At 70.0% G+C, this 24,670-nt stretch carries 26 protein-coding genes and 1 riboswitch; of the genes, 14 read left to right on the top strand and 12 right to left on the bottom strand.

Annotation, left to right across the window (positions count from 1 at the left end; translation table 11 throughout):
* Positions 1-44: 44 nt before the first annotated feature.
* Entirely contained in the window at positions 45-1,313 is a 1,269-nt protein-coding gene (thrC, locus tag AC07EQ_RS13930; RefSeq protein ID WP_478388341.1) for a threonine synthase, read from the bottom strand.
* A 12-nt stretch (positions 1,314-1,325) separates the two neighbouring features.
* Positions 1,326-1,459, bottom strand: a riboswitch (SAM riboswitch).
* A 96-nt stretch (positions 1,460-1,555) separates the two neighbouring features.
* Here thrC and holA point away from each other — a divergent pair.
* Positions 1,556-2,542 carry a DNA polymerase III subunit delta gene (gene holA, locus AC07EQ_RS13925; RefSeq protein ID WP_478388340.1) on the top strand — a complete coding sequence of 329 codons (987 nt, stop codon included), beginning with the start codon at positions 1,556-1,558 and terminating at the stop codon, positions 2,540-2,542.
* Between the two features lie 71 nt (positions 2,543-2,613).
* On the opposite strand, the gene rpsT is transcribed toward holA, so the two are convergent.
* Entirely contained in the window at positions 2,614-2,874 is a 261-nt protein-coding gene (gene rpsT / locus AC07EQ_RS13920) for a 30S ribosomal protein S20 (protein WP_093271622.1), read from the bottom strand.
* Between the two features lie 208 nt (positions 2,875-3,082).
* Here rpsT and AC07EQ_RS13915 point away from each other — a divergent pair, with 208 nt between their 5' ends.
* The 3 genes from AC07EQ_RS13915 (at position 3,083) to AC07EQ_RS13905 (ending at position 5,416) form a co-directional block, all read left to right on the top strand.
* Positions 3,083-3,889, top strand: a complete 807-nt coding sequence (locus tag AC07EQ_RS13915) for a TSUP family transporter (RefSeq protein ID WP_478388339.1) — start codon at positions 3,083-3,085, stop codon at positions 3,887-3,889.
* 207 nt (positions 3,890-4,096) lie between these two features.
* Positions 4,097-4,960, top strand: coding sequence for an EamA family transporter (locus tag AC07EQ_RS13910; RefSeq protein WP_478388338.1), 864 nt, complete (start codon positions 4,097-4,099; stop codon positions 4,958-4,960).
* A 66-nt stretch (positions 4,961-5,026) separates the two neighbouring features.
* Complete coding sequence (locus tag AC07EQ_RS13905; protein WP_478388337.1) at positions 5,027-5,416, top strand: VOC family protein; 390 nt, start codon at positions 5,027-5,029, stop codon at positions 5,414-5,416.
* Between the two features lie 22 nt (positions 5,417-5,438).
* Here the strand turns inward: AC07EQ_RS13905 and AC07EQ_RS13900 are convergent, their stop codons facing one another.
* Complete coding sequence (locus AC07EQ_RS13900) at positions 5,439-6,023, bottom strand: class I SAM-dependent methyltransferase (RefSeq protein ID WP_478388336.1); 585 nt, start codon at positions 6,021-6,023, stop codon at positions 5,439-5,441.
* 129 nt (positions 6,024-6,152) lie between these two features.
* Here AC07EQ_RS13900 and lepA point away from each other — a divergent pair, with 129 nt between their 5' ends.
* Positions 6,153-8,003, top strand: coding sequence for a translation elongation factor 4 (lepA, locus tag AC07EQ_RS13895; protein WP_478388335.1), 1,851 nt, complete (start codon positions 6,153-6,155; stop codon positions 8,001-8,003).
* Positions 8,004-8,053: 50 nt separating this feature from the next.
* On the opposite strand, the gene AC07EQ_RS13890 is transcribed toward lepA, so the two are convergent.
* Both AC07EQ_RS13890 and AC07EQ_RS13885 read right to left on the bottom strand, forming a co-directional pair.
* A complete protein-coding gene (locus AC07EQ_RS13890; RefSeq protein ID WP_478388334.1) occupies positions 8,054-8,917 on the bottom strand; it encodes a haloalkane dehalogenase in 864 nt (287 codons plus the stop codon).
* Between the two features lie 40 nt (positions 8,918-8,957).
* Positions 8,958-9,782 carry an NAD(P)H-binding protein gene (locus tag AC07EQ_RS13885; RefSeq protein WP_478388333.1) on the bottom strand — a complete coding sequence of 275 codons (825 nt, stop codon included), beginning with the start codon at positions 9,780-9,782 and terminating at the stop codon, positions 8,958-8,960.
* 98 nt (positions 9,783-9,880) lie between these two features.
* Between AC07EQ_RS13885 and AC07EQ_RS13880 the strand changes: the two genes are divergently transcribed.
* The gene (locus AC07EQ_RS13880; protein WP_478388332.1) at positions 9,881-10,276 is read left to right on the top strand and encodes a winged helix-turn-helix transcriptional regulator; all 396 of its coding nucleotides are present in this window, start codon (positions 9,881-9,883) and stop codon (positions 10,274-10,276) included.
* Between the two features lie 12 nt (positions 10,277-10,288).
* Here the strand turns inward: AC07EQ_RS13880 and zapE are convergent, their stop codons facing one another.
* Positions 10,289-11,341 (bottom strand): cell division protein ZapE, encoded by a 1,053-nt coding sequence (gene zapE / locus AC07EQ_RS13875; RefSeq protein ID WP_478388331.1) that lies wholly within the window; start codon positions 11,339-11,341, stop codon positions 10,289-10,291.
* Positions 11,342-11,416: 75 nt separating this feature from the next.
* On the opposite strand from zapE, the gene AC07EQ_RS13870 reads away from it, so the two are divergent.
* The gene (locus AC07EQ_RS13870; protein WP_478388330.1) at positions 11,417-12,016 is read left to right on the top strand and encodes a TetR/AcrR family transcriptional regulator; all 600 of its coding nucleotides are present in this window, start codon (positions 11,417-11,419) and stop codon (positions 12,014-12,016) included.
* A gap of 281 nt (positions 12,017-12,297) precedes the next feature.
* On the opposite strand, the gene AC07EQ_RS13865 is transcribed toward AC07EQ_RS13870, so the two are convergent.
* Positions 12,298-12,873, bottom strand: coding sequence for a helix-turn-helix domain-containing protein (locus AC07EQ_RS13865; protein WP_478388329.1), 576 nt, complete (start codon positions 12,871-12,873; stop codon positions 12,298-12,300).
* Positions 12,874-12,970: 97 nt separating this feature from the next.
* Between AC07EQ_RS13865 and AC07EQ_RS13860 the strand changes: the two genes are divergently transcribed.
* Positions 12,971-14,098, top strand: coding sequence for an aminotransferase (locus AC07EQ_RS13860; protein WP_478388328.1), 1,128 nt, complete (start codon positions 12,971-12,973; stop codon positions 14,096-14,098).
* A gap of 49 nt (positions 14,099-14,147) precedes the next feature.
* Here AC07EQ_RS13860 and AC07EQ_RS13855 read toward each other — a convergent pair whose 3' ends face one another.
* Together AC07EQ_RS13855 and AC07EQ_RS13850 are read right to left on the bottom strand one after the other, a co-directional pair.
* The gene (locus AC07EQ_RS13855; protein WP_478388327.1) at positions 14,148-15,215 is read right to left on the bottom strand and encodes an isocitrate/isopropylmalate dehydrogenase family protein; all 1,068 of its coding nucleotides are present in this window, start codon (positions 15,213-15,215) and stop codon (positions 14,148-14,150) included.
* A 93-nt stretch (positions 15,216-15,308) separates the two neighbouring features.
* On the bottom strand, positions 15,309-16,775 hold the full coding sequence (locus tag AC07EQ_RS13850; protein WP_478388326.1) for a helix-turn-helix domain-containing protein: 1,467 nt from the start codon (positions 16,773-16,775) through the stop codon (positions 15,309-15,311).
* A 118-nt stretch (positions 16,776-16,893) separates the two neighbouring features.
* On the opposite strand from AC07EQ_RS13850, the gene aceA reads away from it, so the two are divergent.
* The 3 genes from aceA (at position 16,894) to AC07EQ_RS13835 (ending at position 19,820) form a co-directional block, all read left to right on the top strand.
* Positions 16,894-18,207: an isocitrate lyase gene (gene aceA / locus AC07EQ_RS13845; RefSeq protein ID WP_132489097.1), complete on the top strand. Its 1,314-nt coding sequence runs from the start codon at positions 16,894-16,896 to the stop codon at positions 18,205-18,207.
* Positions 18,208-18,478: 271 nt separating this feature from the next.
* Positions 18,479-19,045 (top strand): Uma2 family endonuclease, encoded by a 567-nt coding sequence (locus tag AC07EQ_RS13840; RefSeq protein ID WP_478388325.1) that lies wholly within the window; start codon positions 18,479-18,481, stop codon positions 19,043-19,045.
* Between the two features lie 214 nt (positions 19,046-19,259).
* Entirely contained in the window at positions 19,260-19,820 is a 561-nt protein-coding gene (locus AC07EQ_RS13835) for a Uma2 family endonuclease (protein WP_478388324.1), read from the top strand.
* An 18-nt stretch (positions 19,821-19,838) separates the two neighbouring features.
* Here the strand turns inward: AC07EQ_RS13835 and AC07EQ_RS13830 are convergent, their stop codons facing one another.
* On the bottom strand, positions 19,839-20,468 hold the full coding sequence (locus tag AC07EQ_RS13830; protein WP_478388323.1) for a GNAT family N-acetyltransferase: 630 nt from the start codon (positions 20,466-20,468) through the stop codon (positions 19,839-19,841).
* Between the two features lie 188 nt (positions 20,469-20,656).
* Between AC07EQ_RS13830 and AC07EQ_RS13825 the strand changes: the two genes are divergently transcribed.
* Complete coding sequence (locus AC07EQ_RS13825) at positions 20,657-21,703, top strand: NAD(P)H-dependent flavin oxidoreductase (protein ID WP_478388322.1); 1,047 nt, start codon at positions 20,657-20,659, stop codon at positions 21,701-21,703.
* 254 nt (positions 21,704-21,957) lie between these two features.
* Entirely contained in the window at positions 21,958-22,623 is a 666-nt protein-coding gene (locus AC07EQ_RS13820) for an MOSC domain-containing protein (RefSeq protein ID WP_478388321.1), read from the top strand.
* On the opposite strand, the gene AC07EQ_RS13815 is transcribed toward AC07EQ_RS13820, so the two are convergent.
* Positions 22,590-23,594, bottom strand: coding sequence for a methyltransferase (locus AC07EQ_RS13815; RefSeq protein WP_478388320.1), 1,005 nt, complete (start codon positions 23,592-23,594; stop codon positions 22,590-22,592). The genes AC07EQ_RS13820 and AC07EQ_RS13815 overlap by 34 nt on opposite strands.
* Before the next feature lie 248 nt (positions 23,595-23,842).
* Positions 23,843-24,280 carry a VOC family protein gene (locus tag AC07EQ_RS13810; RefSeq protein WP_478388319.1) on the bottom strand — a complete coding sequence of 146 codons (438 nt, stop codon included), beginning with the start codon at positions 24,278-24,280 and terminating at the stop codon, positions 23,843-23,845.
* A 66-nt stretch (positions 24,281-24,346) separates the two neighbouring features.
* Here AC07EQ_RS13810 and AC07EQ_RS13805 point away from each other — a divergent pair, with 66 nt between their 5' ends.
* Positions 24,347-24,634: an ArsR/SmtB family transcription factor gene (locus tag AC07EQ_RS13805; protein WP_478388318.1), complete on the top strand. Its 288-nt coding sequence runs from the start codon at positions 24,347-24,349 to the stop codon at positions 24,632-24,634.
* Positions 24,635-24,670: the final 36 nt, after the last annotated feature.

Here is a 24,670-nt window from a genome sequence, read left to right as displayed (position 1 = left end):
CCGTGCGGTGACGCCGCGCCCTCGAATCAGGTCGCCGGGTCGGCTCAGAGGCCGAGCGCCTGGTTGACCGCCTCGGTGGTCGGCGCGACGGTGGCCTTCGGGCCGATCTGGTCCTGCACCGCGTCCAGGGTCTTCAGGCCGTCACCGGTGATCAGCAGCACGGTCTCGGCATCCGGGTCGATCTTGCCCGCCTCGATGAGCTTCTTCGCCGTGGCCACGGTGACCCCACCGGCCGTCTCGGCGAAGATGCCCTCGGTGCGCGCCAGCAGCCGGATGCCGTCGCGGACCTCGTCGTCGGTGACGTCCTCGATGGCGCCGCCGGTCTTGCGCACGATGTCGAGCACGTAGGGGCCGTCGGCGGGAGCGCCGATGGCCAGCGACCGGGCGATGGTGTCCGGCCGCACCGGCTGGACCACGTCGTGGCCGCTCTTGTACGCCGTCGACACCGGGGAACAGCCGGTGGCCTGCGCGCCGAAGATCCGCACCGGGCTCGGCTCCACCAGGCCGACCTGGCCGAGCTCGTTGAATCCCTTGTAGACCTTGGTCAGCTGCGAGCCGGAGGCGATCGGCACCACGATCTGCTCGGGGATGCGCCAGCCGAGCTGCTCGGCGACCTCGAAGGCCAGCGTCTTCGAGCCTTCGGAGTAGTAGGGCCGGACGTTGACGTTGACGAACGCCCAGTCCTCGTGCTCGGCGGCGAGCTCGGTGGCCAGCCGGTTCACGTCGTCGTAGTTGCCGTCGACGGCCAGCAGCGAACCGTCGTAGACCGCGCTCATCAGGATCTTGGCGCGCTCCAGGGTCTTGGGCACCAGCACCACCGAGTCCCAGCCGGCGCGGGCCGCGGCTGCGGCCACCGCGTTGGCGAGGTTGCCGGTGGAGGGGCAGGCCAGCACCTTGAAGCCGAATTCGCGGGCGGCGGCCAGCGCCACCGCGACGACGCGGTCCTTGAAGGAGTGGGTGGGGTTGCCGGTGTCGTCCTTGATCCAGATCCGCTTGACGCCCAACGCCTTCGCGAGGTTGTCGGCCCGGATCAGCCGGGTACAGCCCGGGTCGGTGTTCGGGTGCTCCTCGACGTTGGAGGGCACCGGGAGCAGCTGCTTGTAGCGCCAGATGGAACGCGGGCCGGCCTCGATGTCCTCGCGGCGGATCCGGCCGAAGTCGTACGCGACCTCGAGCGGGGAGAAGTCTTCCAAGGAGACGAATTCCGGGGCCAGCGGCTGCCGGTGGCCCTCTTCCTTGGACACCAGTTCGACGGCATTGCCCAGGTCGTAGGTCTTCTTCGCCGAATTCTGGGCATGGGCAGCAGCGGTCATCGCGAGGTCCTCTCCTCATCTGTCCCGCGGACGGGTCGGAATTGGCACCGCTTTCGTCAGAGACCTCGCGGGTGAAAATCACGATTCGCTGACGAACGGTTGCCGGGGCTTCATCGGGCCGTTCCCTCTGCCCCTCTGGATGAGCTATTCGGTTGTGCCGGCAACGCTAGTGGACCGCGCCGGGTTCTGGCCAGCACGATCCAGATGGCGGGACCGTCGCGGGTGCGTGCGACGATGCGTGCATGAGTGCACCGGCCGTGGTCCCCGATCCGCTGCATCTGGTTATCGGCGACGAAGAACTGCTGGTGGAACGCGCGCTGTGGGCGGCCGTCGGAGCCGCCCGCGCCGTGGATCCGGAGGCCGAGCTGCGCCGCGTGAAGGTGAGCGAACTCACTCCTCCGGAGTTGGCGGAGCTGCTCAGTCCGTCGTTGTTCGCCGAGGGCCGGGTGCTGGCCGTGGAGTCCGCGCAAGACGCGGGCAAGGAGATCGCCGAAGCGCTGCTGACGTACGCCCGGCAGCCGGCGGACGGGGTCACGCTCGTCATCGTGCACACCGGCGGCGGCCGGTCGAAGTACGGCAAGGAACTGCCCAATGCGCTGCGCAAACTCGGCGCGCGCGTCACCGAGTGCAACAAGATCACCAAACCTGCCGAGCGGGAGGCGTTCGTCCGCGACGAGGTGCGCCGGGCCGGCGGGAAGACCGATGCGGCCGGTGTGGCCGCCCTGATCGAATCGGTCGGTTCGGACCTGCGCGAGCTGTCGGCCGCGGCGACGCAGCTGGTCGCCGACACCGGCGGCAAGGTCGACGAGACGGCGGTGCGCCGCTACCACCGCGGGCGTGCGGAGGTGACCGGGTTCGCGGTCGCGGAGAAGGCGGTGACCGGTGATCGGGCTGCGGCGCTGGAGGCCTTGCGGTGGGCCGTGCAGCTCGGCGTTCCGCACGTGCTGATCGCCGATGCCCTCGCTGATTCGGTGCGCACCATCGGCCGGGTCGCCGCCGCGGGTGGCCGGAACGATCCGTTCCGGCTGGCGGGTGAGCTCGGCATGCCCGCGTGGAAGGTGAAGAAGGCGCTGGCGCAGTCCCGCGGCTGGAACGCTTCGAGCCTCGCGCAGGCGCTGCAGGCGGTCGCGGAGGTCAACGCCGGGGTCAAGGGCATGGCCGCCGACGCCACCTACGCCCTGGAGCGGACCGTCCTCCGGCTCGTGGAGCTCCGCAACCAGCGTTCGTGACCCGCGCTTTCCCGTGAATGCAAACGGCCCCCTGCCCGTGGCGGGAAGGGGGCCGGAAGCTCGGCCTCAGCTCAGAGCTGGTTGGCGCGCTGCGCCAGCGCGGACTTCTTGTTCGCGGCCTGGTTCTTGTGGATGACGCCCTTGCTGGCGGCCTTGTCCAGCGCGCGGCTGGCGGCCTGCTGCAGCTCGATGGCCTTGTCCTTCTCGCCGGCGTCAGCGGCCTCGCGGAACTTGCGGATGGCGGTCTTGACCGCGGACTTCACGGCCTTGTTCCGCTGCCGGGCCAGCTCGTTGGTCTTGATCCGCTTCATCTGGGACTTGATGTTGGCCACTGTGGCGCCTCTTCTCAGTCTGTTGAATCGATCGTGCCGCGCTGTCGTCGGCGCTGCCCCAGGGCAGATTTCCTCCACGGCGGAATGCCGCACGGCACGGTCGTCCATGTTAACAGCGGCCACCTGCGCCGATGGTGGCGGGCGGGACCGCGCGACGGCGGTCACATCGGCTCGGATCCCGCGCCTGCGGACCATAGGGTCACTCTTCGTGCTCGATGCGTTGAACTGGCCCGGATTCGCGGAACTTTCCCTGGCCGGGCTGTTGTTCCTCTGCTGTGCCGCGTTCCTGGCCGGGGCGGTCGACGCCATCGTGGGCGGTGGCGGCCTGATCCAGCTGCCCGCGATGCTGCTGCTCCTGCCCGGCGGCGAGGTGATCTACTCGCTGGCGACCAACAAGGTGGCGGCGATCGCCGGGACCGCGGCCGCCGCCCGGACGTACGCGAAGCGGACGCCGATCGACTGGCAGGCCGCGCTGTCGATGGCGATCGTCGCCCTGCTCGGGTCGCTGGGCGGAGCCGTCCTGGCCGATGCGCTTCCGTCGCAGGTCCTCAACGTCATCGTGCTGGTCGCGTTGGCCGTCGTCGGCATCTACACCTGGCGCAAGCCCGAGCTGGGTTCGTCCGATGCGCCGCGCTTCGAGCGGCGCGCGCAGCTGCTCGTGATGCTCGCCGGCGGCGCCCTGATCGGCTTCTGGGACGGCATCGCGGGGCCCGGCACCGGCTCGTTCCTGGTGTTCCTGCTCGTCGGCCTGGTCGGTTTCGCGTTCGTCACGGCATCGGCGACGGCGAAGGTCGTCAACGTCGCCACGAACATCGGCGCGCTCGCGTTCTTCATCCCGGCGGGCAAGGTGCTGTGGGGCTTGGCACTGGTGATGGCCGCGAGCAACATGGCGGGCAGCATCCTCGGCGCGATGGTCGCCGCGAAGCGCGGATCCGGTTTCGTGCGACGGGTTTTCCTGACGGTGGTCGTCGGGCTCGTCATCAGCCTCGGCTGGAAGCTCGCCGCGGGCGTGTAGACGCGGGAACCGGACGGAGTAACATCAACGCCTGGTTGTGCCTAGGGTTCCGCTCCCGCTCCGCTGCAGGTCACCACAACTAGGAGCGCGGGGGACCGGTCCGAGCGGCACCGGCGACCGCGGAAGGAGTGCGGTCGCACATCTGACGGGACAAAAGCCTGGAGGAACCCGGATGCCGCGCGCCCGCGTGGCACGGAGAGGGTTCCCATGGGCCTGGCCGCCGTTCTTCTCGTCGTCACCGCCGCGTTCGCGCACGCGGGGTGGAACTTCTTCGCCAAGCGCGCCGGGTCGGCCGGTGCCGGGTTCGTGTGGCTGACCGCGACGTGCAGCGCCGTGCTGTACCTGCCGGTGGCGGCGGCATCGCTGTTCTGGACCGGGATGCCCGTGCTGGGCGACTGGCTGCTGGGCGTGCTGGTCAGCGCGGTCGTGCACCTGGCGTACTTCCTGCTGCTGCAGCGCGGCTACGCGGTCGGCGACATGTCGGTGGTGTACCCGCTGGCCCGCGGCACGGGCCCGATGCTGGCGATGATCATCGCGGTGTTGGTGCTGGGGGAGCGCCCGGGCTGGCTCGGGGTGCTCGGCGGGCTGCTGGTGGTCGCCGGGGTTTTCGTGATCGGCCTGTCCGACGGGGTGCCGCGTTCCGGCGCGAGCCTGGCGGGCGTGGGTTTCGGCCTGCTGACCGGCTCGCTGATCGCGATCTACACGGTGTGGGACGCGCACGCGGTGACGGGCCTGGCGCTGTCTCCTCTGGTGTTCGACTGGACGAGCAACCTCGCCCGCTCGGTGATGCTCAGCCCGTACGCGGCGACCCGGCGAACCCGGATCGCACGCACGTGGCGGGAGCACCGCCGCGAGATCCTGGCGGTGGCGTTGCTGTCGCCGCTGGCGTACATCCTCGTCCTGTTCGCGATGCAGCTCGCCCCGGTGAGCCTGGTGGCCCCGGCCCGGGAGCTGAGCATCGTCCTGGCGGGCCTGCTGGCCTGGCGGCTGCTGGGCGAAGCCCGGCCGACCCGCCGGATGACGGGTGCCGTGGTGGTCCTGGCCGGGGTGGTGCTCCTCGGCATCGCCTGACGCCGCGAAGCCGGTGATGACCTCGGTTGCTCGGCGGCCGCCGGTCCGCACGGGTAGAAACAGGGCATGGAGGTCTTGAACAGTCGATTGATCCTCCGGCCGCGGGATTGGCAGCGGTCGTTGCGGTTCTACCGTGATGTGCTCGGGCTGGCCGTCTCGCGGGAGTTCCCCGGTGGCACGGTTTTCTTCCTGGGACAGGGTTTTCTGGAGATCTCCGGCGCGGGCGGGCCGGGGCCGAGCCCGGATCAGGTGCTCTGGTTGCAGGTGCGGGACGTGCGGGCGGAGTTCGAGCGGCTCCGGGGCCGTGGCGTGACGGTCCTGGCGGAGCCGGCGCGGCAGCCGTGGGGCCTCGACGAGGGCTGGGTGGCCGATCCGGACGGGATGCGCATCGTGCTGGTCGAAATCCCGGCCGACCACCCGATCCGGACCGACGTCCGCGACCCTGCCCCGGAGTGATCGCCGGCACCCGTCGGCGCCCCTATTCCGGCCGGATGGCCCGGGTTTGGGCCTGGGTGGTGCCGCGGTCCGGTTGCCAGGCCCAGGTCTGAACGTCGGCGAAGCCCGCCGCCTGGACGTCGGAGTGGAGACCGGCCCGGCCGCCGGGCAGCCAGCGCTCGTGGGTCGACAGCAGCAGGACGCCGCCGGGCCGGAGCACGCGGTGCAGCTCGGCGAGCGCTGCGGCGCGATCCGGCCACAGCTGGACGTTGTTCACGCTCAGCACCACGTCGAACGCGGCGTCCGGCTGCCCGGTCGCTTCGGCGGTGCCGTCCTCGACGGCGACGTTGGGCAGCTCCGCGCACCGGCGGCAGGATGCCTGCCGCATGGGTGCCGACGGCTCGACCGCGACCACCCGCGCCGCCCGCTCGCCTGCCGCCCGCAGTCCCACGCCGGGTCCGGGCCCGATCACCAGGACATCTTCCGCGCCGGTCAGCTTGGCCAACCGCACCACCTGGTGCTCGGCCGCGGCGTTGCCGCGCGCCATCAGCGCGCCGCCCGCGGCGCCCAGCAGACCGCGCGGGTGACCGAACGCACGATCCAGGGCGAAACCGGCGAAATGACCCATAGGACCAGCTCAGCAGCCCGAAGCCGGTGCTCGCATCGGGGATGACCCGGAGTTGGACGCCGAGTACCAGGCGTGTCATGGGACGATGGGGTGAACCCCGCACCAGTCGACATCCGCGAGGAACACTGAGTGAGCAGTTTCGCCGACACCACGTTCACGCCCCCGGAGCGAATCCGGAACTTCTGCATCATTGCGCACATCGACCACGGCAAGTCGACGCTGGCCGACCGCATGCTGCAGCTGACCGGTGTGCTGGAGGAGCGCGCGTACCGGGCGCAGTACCTCGACCGGATGGACATCGAGCGGGAGCGCGGCATCACGATCAAGGCGCAGAACGTGCGCCTGCCGTGGACCTCCGACGGCGTCGACCACGTGCTGCACATGATCGACACCCCCGGTCACGTCGACTTCACCTACGAGGTCAGTCGGTCGCTGGCGGCCTGCGAGGGCGCGGTGCTGCTGGTCGACGCCGCGCAGGGCATCGAGGCGCAGACGCTGGCGAACCTGTACCTCGCGATGGAGCACGACCTGCAGATCATCCCCGTGCTCAACAAGATCGACCTGCCGGCCGCCGAGCCCGACAAGTACGCCGCCGAGCTGGCGCACATCATCGGCTGCGAGCCGGAGGACGTGCTGCGGGTGTCGGCCAAGACCGGTGAGGGCGTCGGGTCGGTGCTCGACGAGGTGGTGCGGCAGATCCCGGCGCCCCAGGGCGTCTCCGACGCGCCGCCGCGCGCGATGATCTTCGACTCGGTCTACGACACCTACCGCGGCGTGGTGACCTACATCCGGGTGGTCGACGGCAAGATCACCCCGCGGCAGCGGATCCGGATGATGTCCACCGGCGCGACCCACGAGCTGCTGGAAGTCGGCATCATCTCGCCGGAGCCGAAGCCGTCGAGAGGCCTCGGCGTCGGCGAGGTCGGCTACCTGATCACCGGGGTGAAGGACGTCCGCCAGTCCAAGGTCGGTGACACGATCACCGCCGAGCGCAAGGGCGCGGAGAAGCCGCTCAGCGGCTACCGCGAGCCGAAGCCGATGGTGTACTCGGGGCTCTACCCGGTGGACGGCACGGACTACCCGCTGCTGCGCGAGGCGCTGGACAAGCTGCAGCTCAACGACGCCGCCCTGACCTACGAGCCGGAGACCTCCGGGGCGCTGGGCTTCGGGTTCCGCTGCGGTTTCCTCGGTCTGCTGCACCTGGAGATCACCCGGGACCGGCTGGAGCGCGAGTTCAACCTGAACCTGATCTCCACGGCCCCGAACGTGGTCTACCACGTGGAGATGGAGGACGGGGCGGAACTGGTGGTGACCAACCCGTCCGACTGGCCCGAGGGCAAGATCAAGGACGTCATGGAGCCGGTCGCCAAGTGCACGATCATCGCGCCGTCGGAGTTCGTGGGCACGATCATGGAGCTGTGCCAGAGCCGGCGCGGGCAGCTGTCCGGGATGGACTACCTGTCGGAGAGCCGGGTCGAGCTGCGCTACTCGCTGCCGCTCGCGGAGATCGTGTTCGACTTCTTCGACCAGCTGAAGTCGCGGACCCGCGGTTATGCCTCGATGGACTACGAGGAGTCGGGCATGCAGGCGTCGAACCTGGTGAAGGTCGACATCCTGCTGCAGGGCGAGCCGGTGGACGCGTTCAGCGCGATCGTGCACCGCGACGCCGCCTACGCCTACGGCACGAAGATGGCATCGAAGCTGCGCGAGCTGATCCCGCGGCAGCAGTTCGAGGTGCCGATCCAGGCGGCGATCGGGTCGCGGATCATCGCCCGCGAGACGATCCGCGCGATCCGCAAGGACGTGCTCGCCAAGTGCTACGGCGGTGACATCAGCCGGAAGCGCAAGCTGCTGGAGAAGCAGAAGGAAGGCAAGAAGCGGATGAAGACCATCGGCCGCGTCGAGGTCCCGCAGGAAGCCTTCGTGGCGGCGCTGTCCACCGACGAGGCCAAGGACGACAAGGCCAAGGGCAAGAAGTAGCGCGCGGGCCCCCGGTGCCGGCGATCGGAGTGCCGTCACCGGGGCGCCTGCTATGCCGTCCGCAGGTCGTGTTCGTCCAGCCAGGACGCGACTGCGGTGGCGATCGCTTCGGGGTGGTCTTCCGGGGTGTGGTGACCGGCGACGAGTTCGCGGTGGGCGATGTCGAGGTTGGCGATGTTCGCCGCGCACCAGTCGATGAGCTGCGGGGTCATCATCGTTCCCGGTCCGGGTTCGAAGGTGAGCATCAACTTGGGCACGTCGGTGCTGGTCGCCAGCCACTCGTCGTAGTCGCGGACCCTGGCGGTGACGTCGGCCGGCTCCCCGCCCAGCGGCATCGCGCGCGTCCAGCGCAGCAGCGGCAGGCGGCTGTCGCGGGTGGCGTAGGGCTTGCGGTAGGCATCGAGGGTCTCGGCGTCGAGCCGGGTGGCGACGGTGCCCTGCAGTCCGTCGAAGAGGTCGCCATCCAGAACCATCTCCTCGCCGGCGCCCGGGGTCTTGAACGAGCGGAAGAGCTCACGGCCCGCCGCCGGGAACTCCTGCCAGGACATCGGTTTCACGATCGTCTCGGTGAACACGACGCCCCGGACCCGGCCGGGATGGCGCGCGGCCCAGTCGAATGCCAGCGCGCCGCCCCAATCGTGTCCGATTAGGACGACGGCGTCGAGGTCCAGCGCATCGAACCACGCGTCCAGGTAGCGGGCGTGGTCGTCGAAGGTGTAGTCGATGCCGGGCTTGCCCGAGTCGCCCATGCCGATCAGGTCCGGCGCCAGCCGCCGGCCGGGATCGCCCACGGCCGGCAGGATTCGCCGCCACAGGTATGACGAGGTGGGGTTGCCGTGCAGGAAGACGATCGGCACGCCGGTGCCGGTCTCCCGGTAGAACATGGTCGAGTCGAGAACGCGTGCGACAGGCAAGGTGTTGTCTCCGTGGCGGTTCAGATCGTGTTGGTCGCGGTCACTCGAAGGCCGCGATGTTGTTCGCCGCCCACTCGGCGAAGGTGCGGGCAGGTCGGGCGAGGAGCCGTTCGACGTCGGGGCTGACCTGCTGCAGGGCGCCGGGCGTGCCCAGGATGTCGAGGGTGCTGTCGACGACCGGTTCGGGCATGGAGCGGATCATCCGGGCTTTGGCTTCCGCCCGGGTCTGCTCGACGAACCGCACCTGCTCGCCCAACGCCTCGCCGATCGCCGCGGCCTGCTGCCGGGGAGTGATCGGCGCGGGCCCGGTCAGGGCGTATGAGTGGCCGGCGTGGCGGGCGTCGCGCAGTGCGATGGCGGCGACCTCGGCGATGTCGGCCGGGTGGACGGCGGGCAGTCCGACATCGCCGAACGGCGCGGCGATCGCTCGCCGCGCGCGGACCGTTTCGGCCCACTGGAAGGCGTTGGAGGCGAAGTTCCCCGGCCGCAGCAAGGTCCATTCCAGGCCCGACCGCTCGACCGCGTCCTCGAACACCGGCGGGTGGTGCCCGGTGCTGACGCCCTGCGAGGACAGCAGGACGACCCGCCGAACGCCGCCGGCCCGCGCGACTTCCAGGACGGTGTCGAGGCTGCCGCCGGCTCCGGCGAAATCGCCCGAGGTCAGCAGGAAAAGGGCAGTGGCCCCATCGACGGCGGCTTTGAATTTCGCAGGGTCCGCCAGGTCGGCCTGCAGGTGCCGCACGCCCGCCGGCACGTCCTGGGCGGAGATCCGCCGGGACACCGCCGTCACTTCTTCGCCCGCCGCGACGAGGGATTGCACCAGCGGTCGCCCGACGTTCCCGGTCGCTCCGGTCACCACGATCATTTCGTGCTCCGTTTCCGAGTTCCTGCGTTGACTCGGCGAAGCTACTATCGGTGGGCTAGTAGGTACCTAGAGGAAAGTATTGGGCGAGAGGGGGAAATGTGCGGGAGGACACACGCCGGCGCGGTGGCGGAGAGGTCGCTCCGGAGAACGCCTGCCCGATCGCGCCGGTGGTCGACATCGTCTTCAGCCGGTGGACCACGCCGATCCTGTGGGCGCTCCACGAGTACGGCCGCCAGCGGTTCGTGGAACTGCAACGCCGGATCACCTCGATCACTCCCAAGGTGCTGACCCAGCGGCTCCGCGCCCTGGAGCGGGACGGTCTCGTCGTGCGCAGCTACTACGCCGAGGTCCCGCCGCGGGTGGAGTACGAGATCAGCGACCTCGGGCGCAGCCTGGCGCCGCTTTTCGCCGCGCTCGCGGAATGGTCGGTCAACCTGGACGAGGTCGAGCGGGCCCGCCGGGACTACGACGCCAGGAAGCAGATCCGCGCGTGATCCGAGGGCTGGCTACGACCTCGCGGGAACGGCGGCGTCGCTTGCCGCTTCGCTGAACGGAATCGGCCTGAGCAGGGAGAGTCGGCTGGCGGTGCGTGCGACGTCGGTGCCGTCCGTCAGCGTTCCGGCGATGCTGTGATCGGCCAGCACGTGCGTGGTGATGTCCTTGTCGCACAACACGTCCACGACGTTGGCGAAGCGCTGGCGGGCGTCCGGTTCGCAGTCGGCGAGCCTGGGCACGCCGCTGATCACCCAGGTGCCGAACCGCTCGGCGAGGGCGAGGTAGTCGCGCGTCGAGGTGGGCGTCGCGCAGAGCTCGTGGAAGTCGAACCACACCAGCCGGTTCCGCACCGCCAGTGCGCGGAGGTTCCGGCCGTTGATGAGCAGCGTGCTCTGCTCCTCGCCGCCCGGCGGCGGGAATTCGCTGCCCGGCCATTGCCAGGTGCCTTCGGCGAAGCGCCCTTGCCGGTTGGTGGTCCGGTAGTCGGTGGGGCCCGCGAGCGCGATGACTTCCTGGTGTGCCTCGATGAGCTCGATGGCGGGCAGGAACAGGTGGTGGAACAGCGGGTTGGGCAGCAGCCCGTCCGGCGGGTAGTTCGACGTCGTCACGAGCGTGACGCGGCGTGCGTGCAGGGCGCGCAGCAGGTGGGTGATCAGCCCCGCGTCGCCGGGATCGTGCACGTGGAACTCGTCGAAGCACACCAGCCGGCATCCGTCGAGCAGCTCGGCCACCGCCGCGTCCACCGCGATCGATCCGCTCGACGCGTGGTGCCGGGCGGCGGTGCGGTGCAGCCGGTCGAAGAAGTCGTGGAAGTGCACGCGCAGTTTGCCGCGGGCGGGTGCTGCGGCGAAGAACGCGTTCATCAGGAAGCTCTTGCCGCGCCCCACCGGCCCGTGCAGGTAGAGCCCGCGCGGCCGGTGGAAGTGCTTCCGCAGTTCGGCGCCGAGCGTGGCGAGCTTGTCGGCGACCGGTCGTTGCGCGTCGTCGAGTTCGAAGCCTTGCTGCCCGGCCGCCAGGTCGAAGCGCGCACGCAGTGTTCCGGGTGATCCCGCTCGGTGGATCAACTTCCCTCCCCGTGACTCTGCAAACGTAGAGGCTCTATGGATGTAGAGTACCGGTGGTGTCGGGGAGGTTGGGCGATGTGTGAGCAGGACCGCCGAACGCGCATCGCGGATGCGGTGATCGAGATCGTCGCGGAGCAGGGTGTTCGCGCGTTGACGCACCTGGCCGTCGACTCCCGGCTGGAGCTGCCGCGAGGATCGACGTCGTACTACATGCGGACGAGGCGGGCGCTGCTGGAGGCCGCGGTGGCGCGGTTGGCAGCGCGGGCGAGGGCGGATTTCGACGCGATCGCGGGGCCGCGTTCAGATCGGGCGCCGGATGTTCGCGGCGCGGCCGACGGGATCGCGGTCCAGCTGGACCGGATGCTCGGGCCCCGCCGAAGCGACACGATCGCCCGGTATGCGCTCGTAGCCGAGGTGGCTGCGGCCGCGGAGCTGCACGAGCCGCTCGCGCGGGCGGCGTTCTCCCGTCCGCTGGCCGTCGAGCTGCTGATCGCCTTGGGGGCATCCGATCCGGAGTTCGCCGCCGCCGGTCTGGTCGGCCTGTGCGAGGGGCTGGTGTTCGACCGTGTCATCGGCGGCCGGTCGCTGGATGCCCCGGAGCCCGGCAGCGCGGCCAGCATCGAGGAGCTTTCGCGGGTGGTGCAGGCATACCTGCGAGGCGTGCTCGGCGGTTGAATTCCGTCCACATTGGAGCTTCGCATTCCTCGATCGCGTAGCCCTCGATGACGCCATCGGCTAGCAGGGATTCCGCGTCGAGCAGTTCCTCGATCTCGTGGGTGTTGGCGTGCAGGTGCACCCGTACCCAGGCCACGCCGGGCTCCGCCGCGGGTGCGTGCAGCGGGATATCAGGCCGTGTCCCGCAACTGCGGTGCGACTCGCGACCGCGCGAGAGCTCAGGTCTTGCAACGGTTTGTCGAATGCGGGGCGCTGCGGCATCGATTCCGGGGCCCTTTCGATCAGGCGCCGGTGACGACCCGCATGAAGACGGCGGGTTCGGCCTCCTCGTTGAGGTAGGCGTACTGCTGGTCGCTGGCGATGACGGCGCTCTGCCCGGGCCCCAGCGTCCGGGGTCCGGTTTCCAGCGCGAGGGTCAGGCGGCCGGCGAGGACGTGGTGGATCTCCTGCGCGCCGGGCCGGTCGGGCTCGGCGTCGTAGCGTTCCCCGGGAGCGAGGGTCCAGCGCCAGAGTTCGGCCCGCGGGTCGCGGGTCGCGCCGAGCAGGAGCGCGGCGCTGCCTCCCGGGGCTTGCCACACGAGGGTTCCCTCGGTCTCCGTGCCTGCCGCGTCGCCATCGGGCAGGGCCAGGGCGGAGAAATCGGTGTCCAGGGCACGTGCGACGCGGTCGACGGTGGCGAGGCTGGGGTTGGCCTGGCCGAGTTCGATCTGGGTGAGCATTCGCCGGCTGACCGCGCTGGCCTCGGCGAGCTGCTGCACGGTCCAGCCGCGCTGTTTGCGCAGCTCCCGGATTCGCCCACCGATGCGTGTGACGAACTGGGGCGCCGCATTGCTGCCGGCATCGACCTCACTGCTCACGATGAGCAGCATAGTGCACACGCGGCTTGCTTGAGCTCCAGATGAGCAATATGTTGCCCATTGTGCGAGTTGGCAACACGACGAAGGGGCGGTCCCGGTGAAGATCCGCGAGTTCGCAGTCGAGCAGTGGATGAACGAATACGAGGAGACCTGCCGCTACAACCTGGCCGAGACCTGCGTCCGCTCGCTCACCACCGGTGAGCTGCTGGACCTGTCCGGCCGACGCGAGGAAGTGCTGGCCGAACTGGACGCCACCCCGCTCACCTACGGGCCGATCCCAGGCAGCCCGCGCCTGCGCCGCCTCGTCGCGGGCCTGTACGCGGCCCAGCGCCCGGAAAACGTCCTGATCACCCACGGGGCGATCGGCGCGAACGCGCTCGTGCACGCCACCCTCGTCGACCCGGGCGACCACGTCGTGGCCGTGGTCCCGACCTACCAGCAGCACTACTCCATCCCCGGCAGCTACGGCGCCCGGGTCGACCACCTGCCGCTGCGCGAGGAGAACGGCTGGCTGCCCGATCTGGACGAGCTCGACAGCCTGGTCACCTCGGACACCAAACTCATCGCCGTCAACAACCCCAACAACCCCACCGGCGCCCTCATCGACGAAACCGGCTTGGGTCGCATCGCCAAGATCGCCGAGCGCGCCGGAGCGTGGGTGCTGTGCGACGAGGTCTACCGAGGCGTCGACCAAGACGGCAACGGGTTCACCGCCTCGATCGCCGACCTGTACGAGCGCGGCATCTCCACCGGAAGCATGTCGAAGACCTTCTCCCTGGCGGGACTGCGCCTGGGCTGGATCGTCGGCCCCACCGGGCTGCTGCGCGCGGTCGCCACCCACCGGGACTACACCACGATCAGCGTCGGACGCCTCGACGACCTCCTGGCCGGCGTCGCCCTGGAGAACAAGGAAGCGATCCTGGCCCGCTCCCGCCACATCACCCGCACCAATCTCGCCATCCTCGACGAGTGGGTCAGCAGCCGCGACGACGTCGGTTACGTCAAACCCGCCTCGGGCACCACCGCACTGCTGCGCTACCACGCACCCATCGGCTCCTACGAGTTCTGCACCCGCCTGCTGGAGCACACCGGCGTCATGTTCACCCCCGGTGCCGCGTTCGACATCGAGCACACCGCACGGATCGGCTTCGCCGACGACACCCAGACCCTGCGTTCCGGCCTGCACCTGGTCGGCCAGTACCTCGACCAGCTCGCCCAGGAATGACCACGTTCACCCACGGCCCCGCTGCCGGGCACGTGGAGGCCGCGGTGGCTCAGTCGTCGAGGGCGTCGATGACGGCCCGGGTGGCGGCTTCGGTCCCGCCCTCGGGGCAGCAGTTGGGGAGCAGCCGGACGCCGCCCTGGCGGTATGCCCCGGCGACGGCGTCCTTGATGCGCGCCGCGGTCGACCGGTCGCCCAGGTGTTCCAGCATGAGAGCGGCCGCGAGGATCTGCGAGGTCGGGTTCGCCTTGTCCTGCCCGGCGATCGCGGGGGCGCTGCCGTGGATGGGCTCGAAGTAGGCGGCGTGGTCGCCGATGTTGCCGGACGGGCACATGCCGAGCCCGCCGACGGTCGCTGCTCCGACGTCGCTGAGGATGTCGCCGAGGAAGTTCTCCATGACGAGCACGTCGAAGTGCCCGGGATCGGCGACGAGGTCGTGCCCGGCGGCGTCGGCGTAGCGGTAGTCCCGCTCGATGTCGGGGTATTCGTCGGCGATCTCGTCGAAGATCGCCCGGAAGAAGGCGAAGCTGCGCAGCACGTTGCTCTTGTCCACGCAGGTCACGCGGCGGACGCGGTCGGCGGGCGCGCCATCTCTCCGGCGCGCGAGCTCGAATGCGAAGCGGACGACGCGTTCGGTGCCTTCCCGGGTCATGAGCAGCTGGTCGGTGACGGCGCGGTCGTTGCCGACGCCGCGCCCGCGCGAGAGGTAGAGCCCCTCGGTGTTCTCGCGCACGATGACGTAGTCGATGCCCGAATCGGCGCTGCGCAGCGGGGTCGCAGCACCGGGGAGCAGGGTGATCGGGCGGACGTTGGCGTAGGTGTCGAGCCCGCCGCGCAGGATTCCGCCGAGGATTCCGGCCTCGGTGCCGTCGGGATGGCGGACATCGGGCAGCCCGACCGGGCCCTTGAGGACACCGTCGTAGGTGTTGCGGATCCGGTGCAGCACCTCCGGGCTCAAGGCCGTTCCGGTGCGGCGGAAGTTTCCGGCGCCGCCGTCTTCGGTGGTGAAGTGCAGGTCGGCGGAGGCGGCCCGGAGCACCTCGACGGCGCTTTCGACGAGTTCGGGGCCGATGCCGTCACCAGGGATCAGGGCGATCGAGAACTGTGGCCGGGAGCCCATGCTCCTCCTTCGGATCGTGTGCCCGGTGCCGCGCGGTCGAGTCGTCGTCGCCGCGCGGCACCGTGGAACGGACTGTCCGCATCGGACTGACGATCAGCCTTGGTGCGCCTCCACGAACGCGTACACGTCGGCCTCGTCCACGCCGGGGAAGGTGTCCGACGGCAGCGCGGCGAGCACGTGCGAGTGCGCCCGCGCCGACGGCCACACCATGCCTTCCCACCGGCTCGCGAGATCCGACGGCGGGCGCTGGCAGCATTCGCCGTTCGGGCACTTCGACTTGGAGTGGTTGTTGGTGTCCCGGCCCCGGAACCACCGCGACTCCGTGTAGGGCACGCCGAGGGTGATCGCGAAGTCCCGCCCGCGGTTGGGGTCGACGTGCGCGACGCACCAGTGCGTGGCACCGGGCTTGTCGGTGTACTGGTAGTAGGTCGAGTAGCGGTCCGAGGAGGCGAAGACCTGCCGCCCCGCCCAGTACCGGCACATCCGCTGCCCCTCGATGGCGCCGGTCGGGTCGCTGGGGAAGACCAGCCCGTCGTTCTCGTACGCCTTGTAGATGATGCCGGTCTCGTCGTTGCGCACGAAGTGGCAGACGAGGTCCAGGTACTGGGTGGCGAGGTTGGTGAACCGGTGCGCGGCCATCTCGTAGGACACCGAGAACACGTCGCGCAGGTCTTCCACGGCGAGGTCGCGCTCGGCCTTCGCGTCCTGCAGGAACGGCACCGCCGTCTGCTCCGGGACCAGGACCGCGGCGGCGAAGTAGTTCGCCTCCACGCGCTGCCGCAGGAAGTCGGCGAAGTCGCGGGGCTGCCGGTGGCCGAGGCTGAGGTGGCCGAGGGTCTGCAGCAGGATCGTCCGCGGGCTGTGCATGCCCAGCGATTCGCGGCGCAGGAAGATCCGCCGGTTCTTCAGGTCGGTCACCGAGCGCACCGAGCGGGGCAGGTCGGTGACGAACCGCAGCCCGTAGCCGAGGTGCGTGGCGATCGACTGGATCATCCCCTCCGACAGCGGGCCGCCGTGGTAGCCGACCTTGTCGAGGATGCCGGCGGCGGTCTTCTCGATCTCGGGGAAGTAGTTGCCGTGCTCGCGCATCATGCCACGCAGCTCGGCGTTGGCCTTGCGGGCTTCTTCGGGCGTGGCGACCTGCTTCGTCTCGCGGCGCTTGAGCTCTTCGTACAGCGCGAGGACGTGTTCCAGCGCTTCGGTGGGGACGCGCTTGCCGACCTTCAGCGGAGGTACGCCGAGCCGCTGATAGAGCGGGTCGAGCTGGGCCTTCTCCACGGCGATCTCCAGCTCGGCGCGCCGGTTCGGCGGCTTCTTCGACAGCAGCTCGTCGACGGAGGTGCCCAGCGCATCGGCCAGCGAGCGCAGCAGCGACAGCTTCGGCTCGCGGTGGCCGTTCTCCAGCAGCGACAGCTGCGAGGGCGCGCGCCCGACCCGCTCGCCCAGCTCGACGAGGGTGAGCCCGGCTGCGCGCCGCAAGTGCCGCAGCCGCTGACCGAAGACCAGAAGGTCGTGTTCTGTTGAAAAATTGCGGTCTTCTTCAGTGGCGAACTCCGTCATGGCGTTGATGTTAGCAGAAAAAACTCAAAAATTACCTCGGAATTCTGGTCGTGTTTCGCTGGATCAGGGCCAAGACTGGGATCAACAAGCCGCAGGGCAATCCCGGAAGGGGAACATCATGAGCATCCGCGAGCAGGCGAAGCAGGCGACCGAAGAACTCCAGCGCGACTGGGACACCAACCCGCGGTGGAAGGGCATCGAGCGCACGCACTCGGCCGAAACGGTCATCCGCCTCCGCGGTTCCGTGCGCGAGGAGCACACCCTCGCCCGGCAGGGCAGCGAGCGGCTGTGGAAGCTGCTGAACGAGACCGACTACGTCAACTCGCTCGGCGCGCTGACCGGCAACCAGGCGGTCCAGCAGGTCCGCGCCGGTCTGCAGGCCATCTACCTGTCCGGCTGGCAGGTCGCCGCGGACGCCAACCTGGCCGGCGAGACCTACCCGGACCAGAGCCTGTACCCGGCCAACTCCGTCCCGTCGGTCGTGCGGCGGATCAACAACGCCCTCAAGCGCGCCGACCAGATCAACTGGTCCGAGGCCCTGGACCCGCAGGGCGCAGGCGGTGAGAGCGAGGACATCCACTGGCTGGCGCCGATCGTCGCCGACGCGGAGGCCGGTTTCGGCGGCGTGCTCAACGCCTACGAGCTGATGAAGGGCATGATCGCGGCCGGCGCCGCGGGCGTGCACTGGGAGGACCAGCTGGCCTCCGAGAAGAAGTGCGGCCACCTCGGCGGCAAGGTGCTCATCCCCACCGGCCAGCACGTCAAGACGCTCAACGCCGCGCGCCTGGCGGCCGACGTCGCCGGCGTCCCCAGCCTTGTCATCGCCCGCACCGACGCGCAGGCCGCGACGCTGCTGACCAGCGACATCGACGAGCGCGACCAGCAGTACGTCACCGGGGAGCGCACCCCGGAGGGCTTCTACAAGGTGCGCAACGGCATCGAGCCGTGCATCACCCGCGCCCTGGCCTACGCGCCGCACTCGGACCTGATCTGGATGGAGACCTCCACCCCGGACCTCGAGGTCGCCCGTCGGTTCGCCGAGGCCGTCAAGGACAAGTACCCGGAGCAGATGCTGGCCTACAACTGCTCGCCGTCGTTCAACTGGAGGAAGAACCTGGACGACAGCACCATCGCCAAGTTCCAGCGCGAACTCGGCCACATGGGCTACAAGTTCCAGTTCATCACGCTGGCCGGCTTCCACGCGCTGAACTACAGCATGTTCGACCTGGCCAAGGGCTACGCGGCGGACGGAATGACGTCCTATGTGGACCTGCAGGAGCGCGAGTTCGCCTCGGAGTCCCGCGGCTACACCGCCACCCGTCACCAGCGCGAGGCGGGCACCGGCTACTTCGACCTGATCAGCACCGCGGTGAGCCCGGACTCCTCGACCACCGCGCTGGCCGGTTCGACCGAGACCGCCCAGTTCCACTGATCCGGCTGACCAATTGAATCCGTGGTCGGCGCGCGGGCAGCGCGCCGACCACGCCCTAGACGCACCAGCGGCCCTGTGGCGGGGTGTCGGAAATCGCGATGGTGCGAGTGGGCGGGAACCCAGGCGTCGGGTTCCCGCCCACTTTTTTCTTGCCCGATCCAGTGATCATCGGCGCCAGCTGTATCCGTACGGGCCCTTCGCTCCTCTTTTTGTCAGATGCCCTGAACACAGTGGGGCGGTTCCTTGGACACGACGACAGAGAGGAGGGACCATGACTGTCATGCCGATCGATGCAGGCGGACGTCCCTTCACGGTCCACGACCTGGAGGAGATGCCCGATGACGGCCGCCGGTATGAGCTCATCGACGGGGAGCTCATCGTGAGCCCGGCACCTGGTTGGGCGCACCAGGAAGCGGCTCTCGAACTGGCCGTCCGGCTGCGGCAGGCGTGCACGCCGGAATACCGGGTGCTGGCGGCGCCGTTCGCGGTGCGGCACGACATCTTCAACGAGCTGCAGCCCGATGTCCTGGTCGCCCGCTACGGCGACCTGACCATGAAGAACCTGCCCGCCGCACCGGTGCTGGCGGTGGAGGTCATGTCACCGAGCAGCCGGCTGAAGGACGCGAATCTGAAGAAGGCCGCCTACGCCCGGCTGGGGACTCCGCACTTCTGGCTGGTCGACCCGGATTCGGAGACGCCGACGCTAACCGCGTGGGAGCTCGACGGCGACGACTACCAGCAGGCCGAGCACGTGGTCGGCGACGAGGTCTTCCACCCGTTGCGGCCGTTCGAGGTCAAGTTCTCCCCGGCCGACCTGGTTGCCGGGTTGCGTCCCTGACGGGGCCGCGCCTGCGAGTGGGCGATAACCCGATGCCCGGGCATCGGGTTATCGCCCACTGCACGGCGAGAGCTTGCTCGGGCGAGATCGGTTGATGACCGGCCACAACCCGATCCAGTGATCATCGGCTTCAGCTGTATCCGTACGGGCCCTTCGCTCCTCTTTATATGCGAGACCCCGAAACCTCGGGGCGCACGAGCGGAGGGAGCACGTGATGTCTATCGATCTTGGCGGGCGGCGGTTCACGGTCCAGGACCTGGAGGCTTTCCCGGAGGACGGTCGCCGGTACGAACTCGTCGACGGCGAGCTGCTGGTGGGCGCGGTGCCGGGCTGGCCGCACCAGGCTGCGCTCGGGGCGCTGTTCGTCCAGCTGCACCGGGCTAGTCCGCCCGAATACCGGGTGCTGTCCGCGCCGTTCGCGGTGCGCCAGGACCTGTGGACCGAGTTGCGGCCGGACGTCCTGGTCGCGCGCTACGCCGATCTGACGATGCGGAACCTGCGGGCCGCACCGGTGCTGGCGGTGGAGGTCGCATCGCCGAGCAGCCGGTTGAACGACATCAGCCTGCGCAAGGCCGCCCATGCCAGGCTGGGCACCCAGCACTTCTGGCTGGTCGATCCGGATCTCGAGGTGCCGTCGGTGACTGCCTGGGAGCTGGTCGGCGGCAGTGACTACCAGCGGGTGGCGCGGGTGGTCGGCGACGAGCTGTTCGAGCCGGAGCGACCATTCGCGGTCCGGTTCGCCCCGGTCGACCTGGTCGCCGGGTTGCGGCCCTGATGGAACGGTCTTCGCAGGTCAGCGGGCCACCGGGCGCCACATGCCGTAAACGGTGAGGCCGCCGGCGACCGGGTATTCGTGGATCACGCGGAACCCGAACCGCTCGAAGCGGTCCACGGCGGCGTGCGCCGTGGCTTCCAGGTAGACCGGGGTGTCGTGGGCGTCGGCACGCGCCAGCCCGGATTTCAGCAGGGCGCTGCCGAGGCCGCGACCGCGGGCGTCCGGTGTGGTGCCGATGGCGGCCAGGTGCCAGTGCGGTTCGTCGGGCCGGTGGCTGTCGGTGGCGTTGAACGTCTGGATCGCCCTGGCGGTCTCGGGAAGCCGCCAGCGGAACACCGACAGCAGCGCCGGGAGGTGCATGAGGCGTCGGCCGAGCGGCGCGGCTTGGCTGCCCGGCCGGTCCCACACCGCGACGGCGTGCGGGTGCTCGTCCAGTTCGGCGATCTCGGTGCCGTGATCGAGGTGATCTTGGTTCAGCAGAAGGGAGAACAGTGCTCGGAGCTTCGTTTCTCGCTGTGCTTCGAGAGGCAGCAGCGCTGCCATCCGGGGCTCGTCGCGGTATGACGCGCTGAGCAATTCGGCCAGCGCCGGGGTGTCTGTACTGCTGGCGGCGCGGAGCGCGAGGCCGTCGCGCGTGGTGGTTCGCATGGGGGGGTGCCTTTCCGATCAGCTCCTCAACTCCGTTATGCCCAAACGAAAGGAGAAATGCCGTTGAAAGAGTGCCGGATCACGCAAGGTCGAGCCCGCGGCTTTGGACTGCGGCCCGGCGCGGTCGGCGCTGTGGCGTGCGCGATGCTCTGATGCGCTCGTGTCGAGGGCGGGATTACCGTCGAAACATGATCGCAGAGCGACGAATTCCCCTGATCGCCGCGCCGATGGCGGGTGGCGCCTCCACGCCGGAACTGGCCGCGGCCGTGAGCGCCGAGGGCGGCCTCGGTTTCCTGGCTGCGGGGTACCTGTCGGCGGATGCGCTGACCGCTCAGATCGCGGCGTTGCGCGGGCTCACGTCGGAGCCGTTCGGGGTGAACCTCTTCGTCCCGGGCGAGCGTCGGGATCTCGATCTCGCCGACTACCCGGCGCGGGTGGCGGCGGCAGCCGCCCGGCACGGGGCCCAGGCGGGCCCGCCGAGCTGGGACGACGACAACTACCCGGCCAAGGTGGAGGTGGTGATCGCCGAGCGCATCCCGGTCGTGTCGTTCACCTTCGGGCTGCCCGACCGGTCCATTGTGGAACGTCTGCACGAAGTGGGCTCCGAGGTCGTGGTCACGGTGACGACGCCGCAGGAGGCGCGCGCTGCCGCGGACGCGGGAGTGGACCTGCTGTGCGTGCAGGGCATGGAGGCTGGCGGACATCGCGCGGTGTTCGCCGACGATCCGGCGCTACCGGGCGGCGGGCAGCTGTTCGGCCTGCTGGCGGCGATCCGGCTGATCCGGGCCGAGGTCGACCTGCCGATCATCGCGGCGGGTGGCCTGGTGCACGGGGCGGATGTCGCGGCGGTGCTGGCCGCGGGAGCGGTGGCGGCGCAGCTGGGCACTGCGTTCCTGGTGTGCGACGAGGCGGGTACGCAGCCGACGCAGCGGGCCGAAATCGCGGCGGGGCAACGGGAAACCGCGCTGACGCGCGCGTTCAGCGGCCGCCCGGCGCGGGGGCTGGTGAACCGGTTCCTGGCCGGCAACGGTGACGCCCCGGCGGCGTACCCGCAGCTGAACAACCTGACGAAGCCGATGCGAGGCGCCGCGGGCAAGGCCGGCGACGCGGAGCTGATGTCGTTGTGGGCGGGCCAAACCTACGCGCAAACGCGCCCGCTGCCCGCGGCGGAACTGGTGCGCCGCCTGACCGAGGAGGCCCGCCGGGCACTGCAGCAGGCCAGCACCCGGCTGTGACCACGGCGCTGATCGCGGCCGCCCGGCAACCGGGCGCGATCAACCGAACACTGCCGCGCGGCAGCAAAGGGGAGGGCCCGAGGAAGCCGCGCGCAAGTGGTTCGGTGGTGTGAGCGGGGGAGTTGCGGCGCCGCTCGCCGGGCGGACTGTCGGCTCCGGGCGCCGTGCCCTCGGGGTTGCGGCCACCGGGCAGGGTCGATTTCCAGCGGATACTCGCTCGGTTGCCCTGGTGGCCGTCCGCGTAGGTTGGGGCCATGGGGATTGTGCAGTCGGTGAACCTCGCGGTGGTGCAGACCGGGGATTGGACCGGGCGCGTGGGGCGCAGCGGTATCGACAAGCGCCCGGCCGGTGGACCGGTGCGGTTCGAGCAGGCCGGCGTGCACGGCGACACGGTGTGCGATGTGAAGTACCACGGGGCCTGGTACCAGGCGGCCTACGCGTTCGACAGCGAGGAGCTCCGGTACTGGTCGCGGGAGCTGGGGCGCGAGCTGGTCCCCGGCAATGCCGGCGAGAACCTCACGCTGGTGGGGTGCGACAGCAGTTCCGCGGTGATCGGCGAGAGGTGGCGGATCGGTGGGGCCGTGCTGCGGGTGACGGGGCCGCGCACGCCGTGCCGGGTGTTCGCCGGGTTCTGGGATGTCAAGGGCCTGGTCAAGCGGTTCAGCGAGCACGGCCGGACCGGCGCGTACCTGGCGGTGGAGGAGCCGGGCGAGATCACCGCAGGCGATTCGGTCGAGGTGCTCTCCCGGCCGGAGCACGGGGTGCGGGTGTCCGAGGTGTTCGCCCTGAAGATGCAGGACCGCGGAGACCTGGCCGAACACGTCGCCGGTGGTCTCGCCGACCTGCCGGAGAAGTGGCGGGAGTCGATCGCCGCGAGGGTGCAGCGCTACCGCTCGGGGCGGCATTCGACGATGGCGTAGCCGTTGTCCAGCGGCGTGAAGTCGTCGACGGCGAGCCCGGCGGCCTCCGCGACCTGCTGGGTCCGGTCGAGATCGCGCATCCGGCCGCCGACGTAGACCATCATCCGCAGGTCCATCTCGGTGAACAGCGCCATCCGCTCCCGGTCCGGCAGCAGTTCGACGATCAGCAGTCGACCGCCCGGGGCGACCGCCTGCTTGCAGTGCGCCAGGATCCGGGTGGCGTCCTCGTCGTCCCAGTCGCCGAGGACGTCGCAGACCACCACGGCGTCGGCCTGGATGGGCAGCGGGTCGAAGAAGCTCGCGGTGACCACCTCCGAGCGGTCGCCGACGCCCTGTTCGCGCAGGTAGTCCGCGGCGCTGCGGGCCGGGCCCGGCAGGTCGACCAGGATGCCGCGTGCCTTCGGGTTGGTCCGGAGGATCTCGGCGAGCAGCACGCCCTTGCCGCCGCCGACGTCGGCGATCCGGCCGTAGGCGCTCCAGTCGTGCGCGACGGCGATCAGCGGGGCGATCCCGTAGGTCTTGGTCTCCATGAGGGCGTCGAACGAGTCCGACAGTTGCGGGTTGTGCGCCAGGTCTTCCCAGAAGGACCGGCCGAACGCGGCCGGATAGGCGGGGTGGCGGCCGCGGACTTGCTCGATGAGTTCGACGAACGCGAGGTCGGCGCGGCCGACGGCGCCGTCCAGGTCCAGCCAGGGCTGGGGGCCGTCGGCCAGGTCGCTGCGCAGCGCCTGCGAGGCGTCGTTGGGGCCGAATACGTCGGGCTCGGGTTCGGTGAACACGCCGCGGTGCACCAGGAATCTCAGGACGCGCCCGAGCGGATCGGCTTCGGCCCGGCAGCGGTGCGCGATCTCGGCGATGGGGAGCGGGCCGTCCTTGACCGCGTCGGGCACCCGGAGGGTGGCCGCCGTGCGGACTGCGAACGGCGTGGCCAGGTCGGCCATAGCCCAGACGTCCGGCGACTCGGGGGGCATGCGTTGCAGGGTAAGCCCGTCCGGCCTGCTCAGCGCGCCGCGAGCGGCACGCCAGGGGCTGAACGCGCTTTCGACGGAGACCGGTTGTTCTTTGTGGACAGCTCGCCCACGCCCGATGACGCAGGAGCTTCTCCGCCGCGGAGTCGTTGTTCCTGGGCCGAAAGCCGTTGCGCGGTGCGCTGTTCAGCCACCGGGCGGACCGCGATTCCTTCGGGCTGCGGCGGCAACCCGAAGGGCTCGCAGACCCGCTAGACCCCGAAGACGCCCTCGCTGATCGCGCTCGGCGCACCGGGGCTGCCCTGCTTCACATCCCAGGTCCAGAACTCGACGACGTTGTGGTCCGGGTCGGCCACGTACGCCGAGCGTGCATTGCCCGGGCCGAACTCCACCTCGTCGACCTGCGCGCCGCGCGCGCGAACCCGCTCGACGAGCGCGTCGTATTCGTCGTCGCTCACGGACAGGGCGTAGTGGACGTGCACGCCGCCCCGGGCGCGGGCTATGCCCAGAGCCGGCTTCCACAGGCCGATCCTGGTGCCGCCGGCCAGGACCCACACCGCTTCGCGGTTGCGCCAGTGCCCGCCTTCCCAGCGTTCGATGACCGGAAATCCGAGCACTTCGGTGTAGAAGCGCTCGGCGGCGTCGAGGTCCGCCACCTCCAGGACCAGTTCGTTCACACCGGACGTCATCGCCATCCTCCTATATAGGTAATTGCCGATTCTCTTTATATAGGAGAGTGGCGATACAATGGCCGGGTGGGCGATGATGATCTGGCACACACCGCCGGCCTGTTCCGGGCGATGGGGCACCCCATCCGGCTCGGCGTGCTCGACCGGCTGCGCCGCGAGGGCGAGATCTGCGCCTGCGACTTCACCGAGTACTTCGGGGTGAGCCAGCCGACGATCTCCGGTCACCTGCGCACGTTGCGCGAGGCCGGGCTGGTGCGAACCCGCCGGGACGGCACCCAGATCTGCTACTCGCTCGACCCTGCGGCGCTGGAAGTGGTCCGGCGGATGTCCGCATTGCTGGTTTCGACCGCGTAGGGACGTGCGGGGCGTCGGGGCGGCCCGGTACGGTGG

Source organism: Saccharopolyspora sp. NPDC045839 (assembly GCF_056431645.1).
The sequence above is the reverse complement of the archived record's forward strand: the minus strand, read 5'-3'. Positions and strand labels throughout refer to the sequence as shown.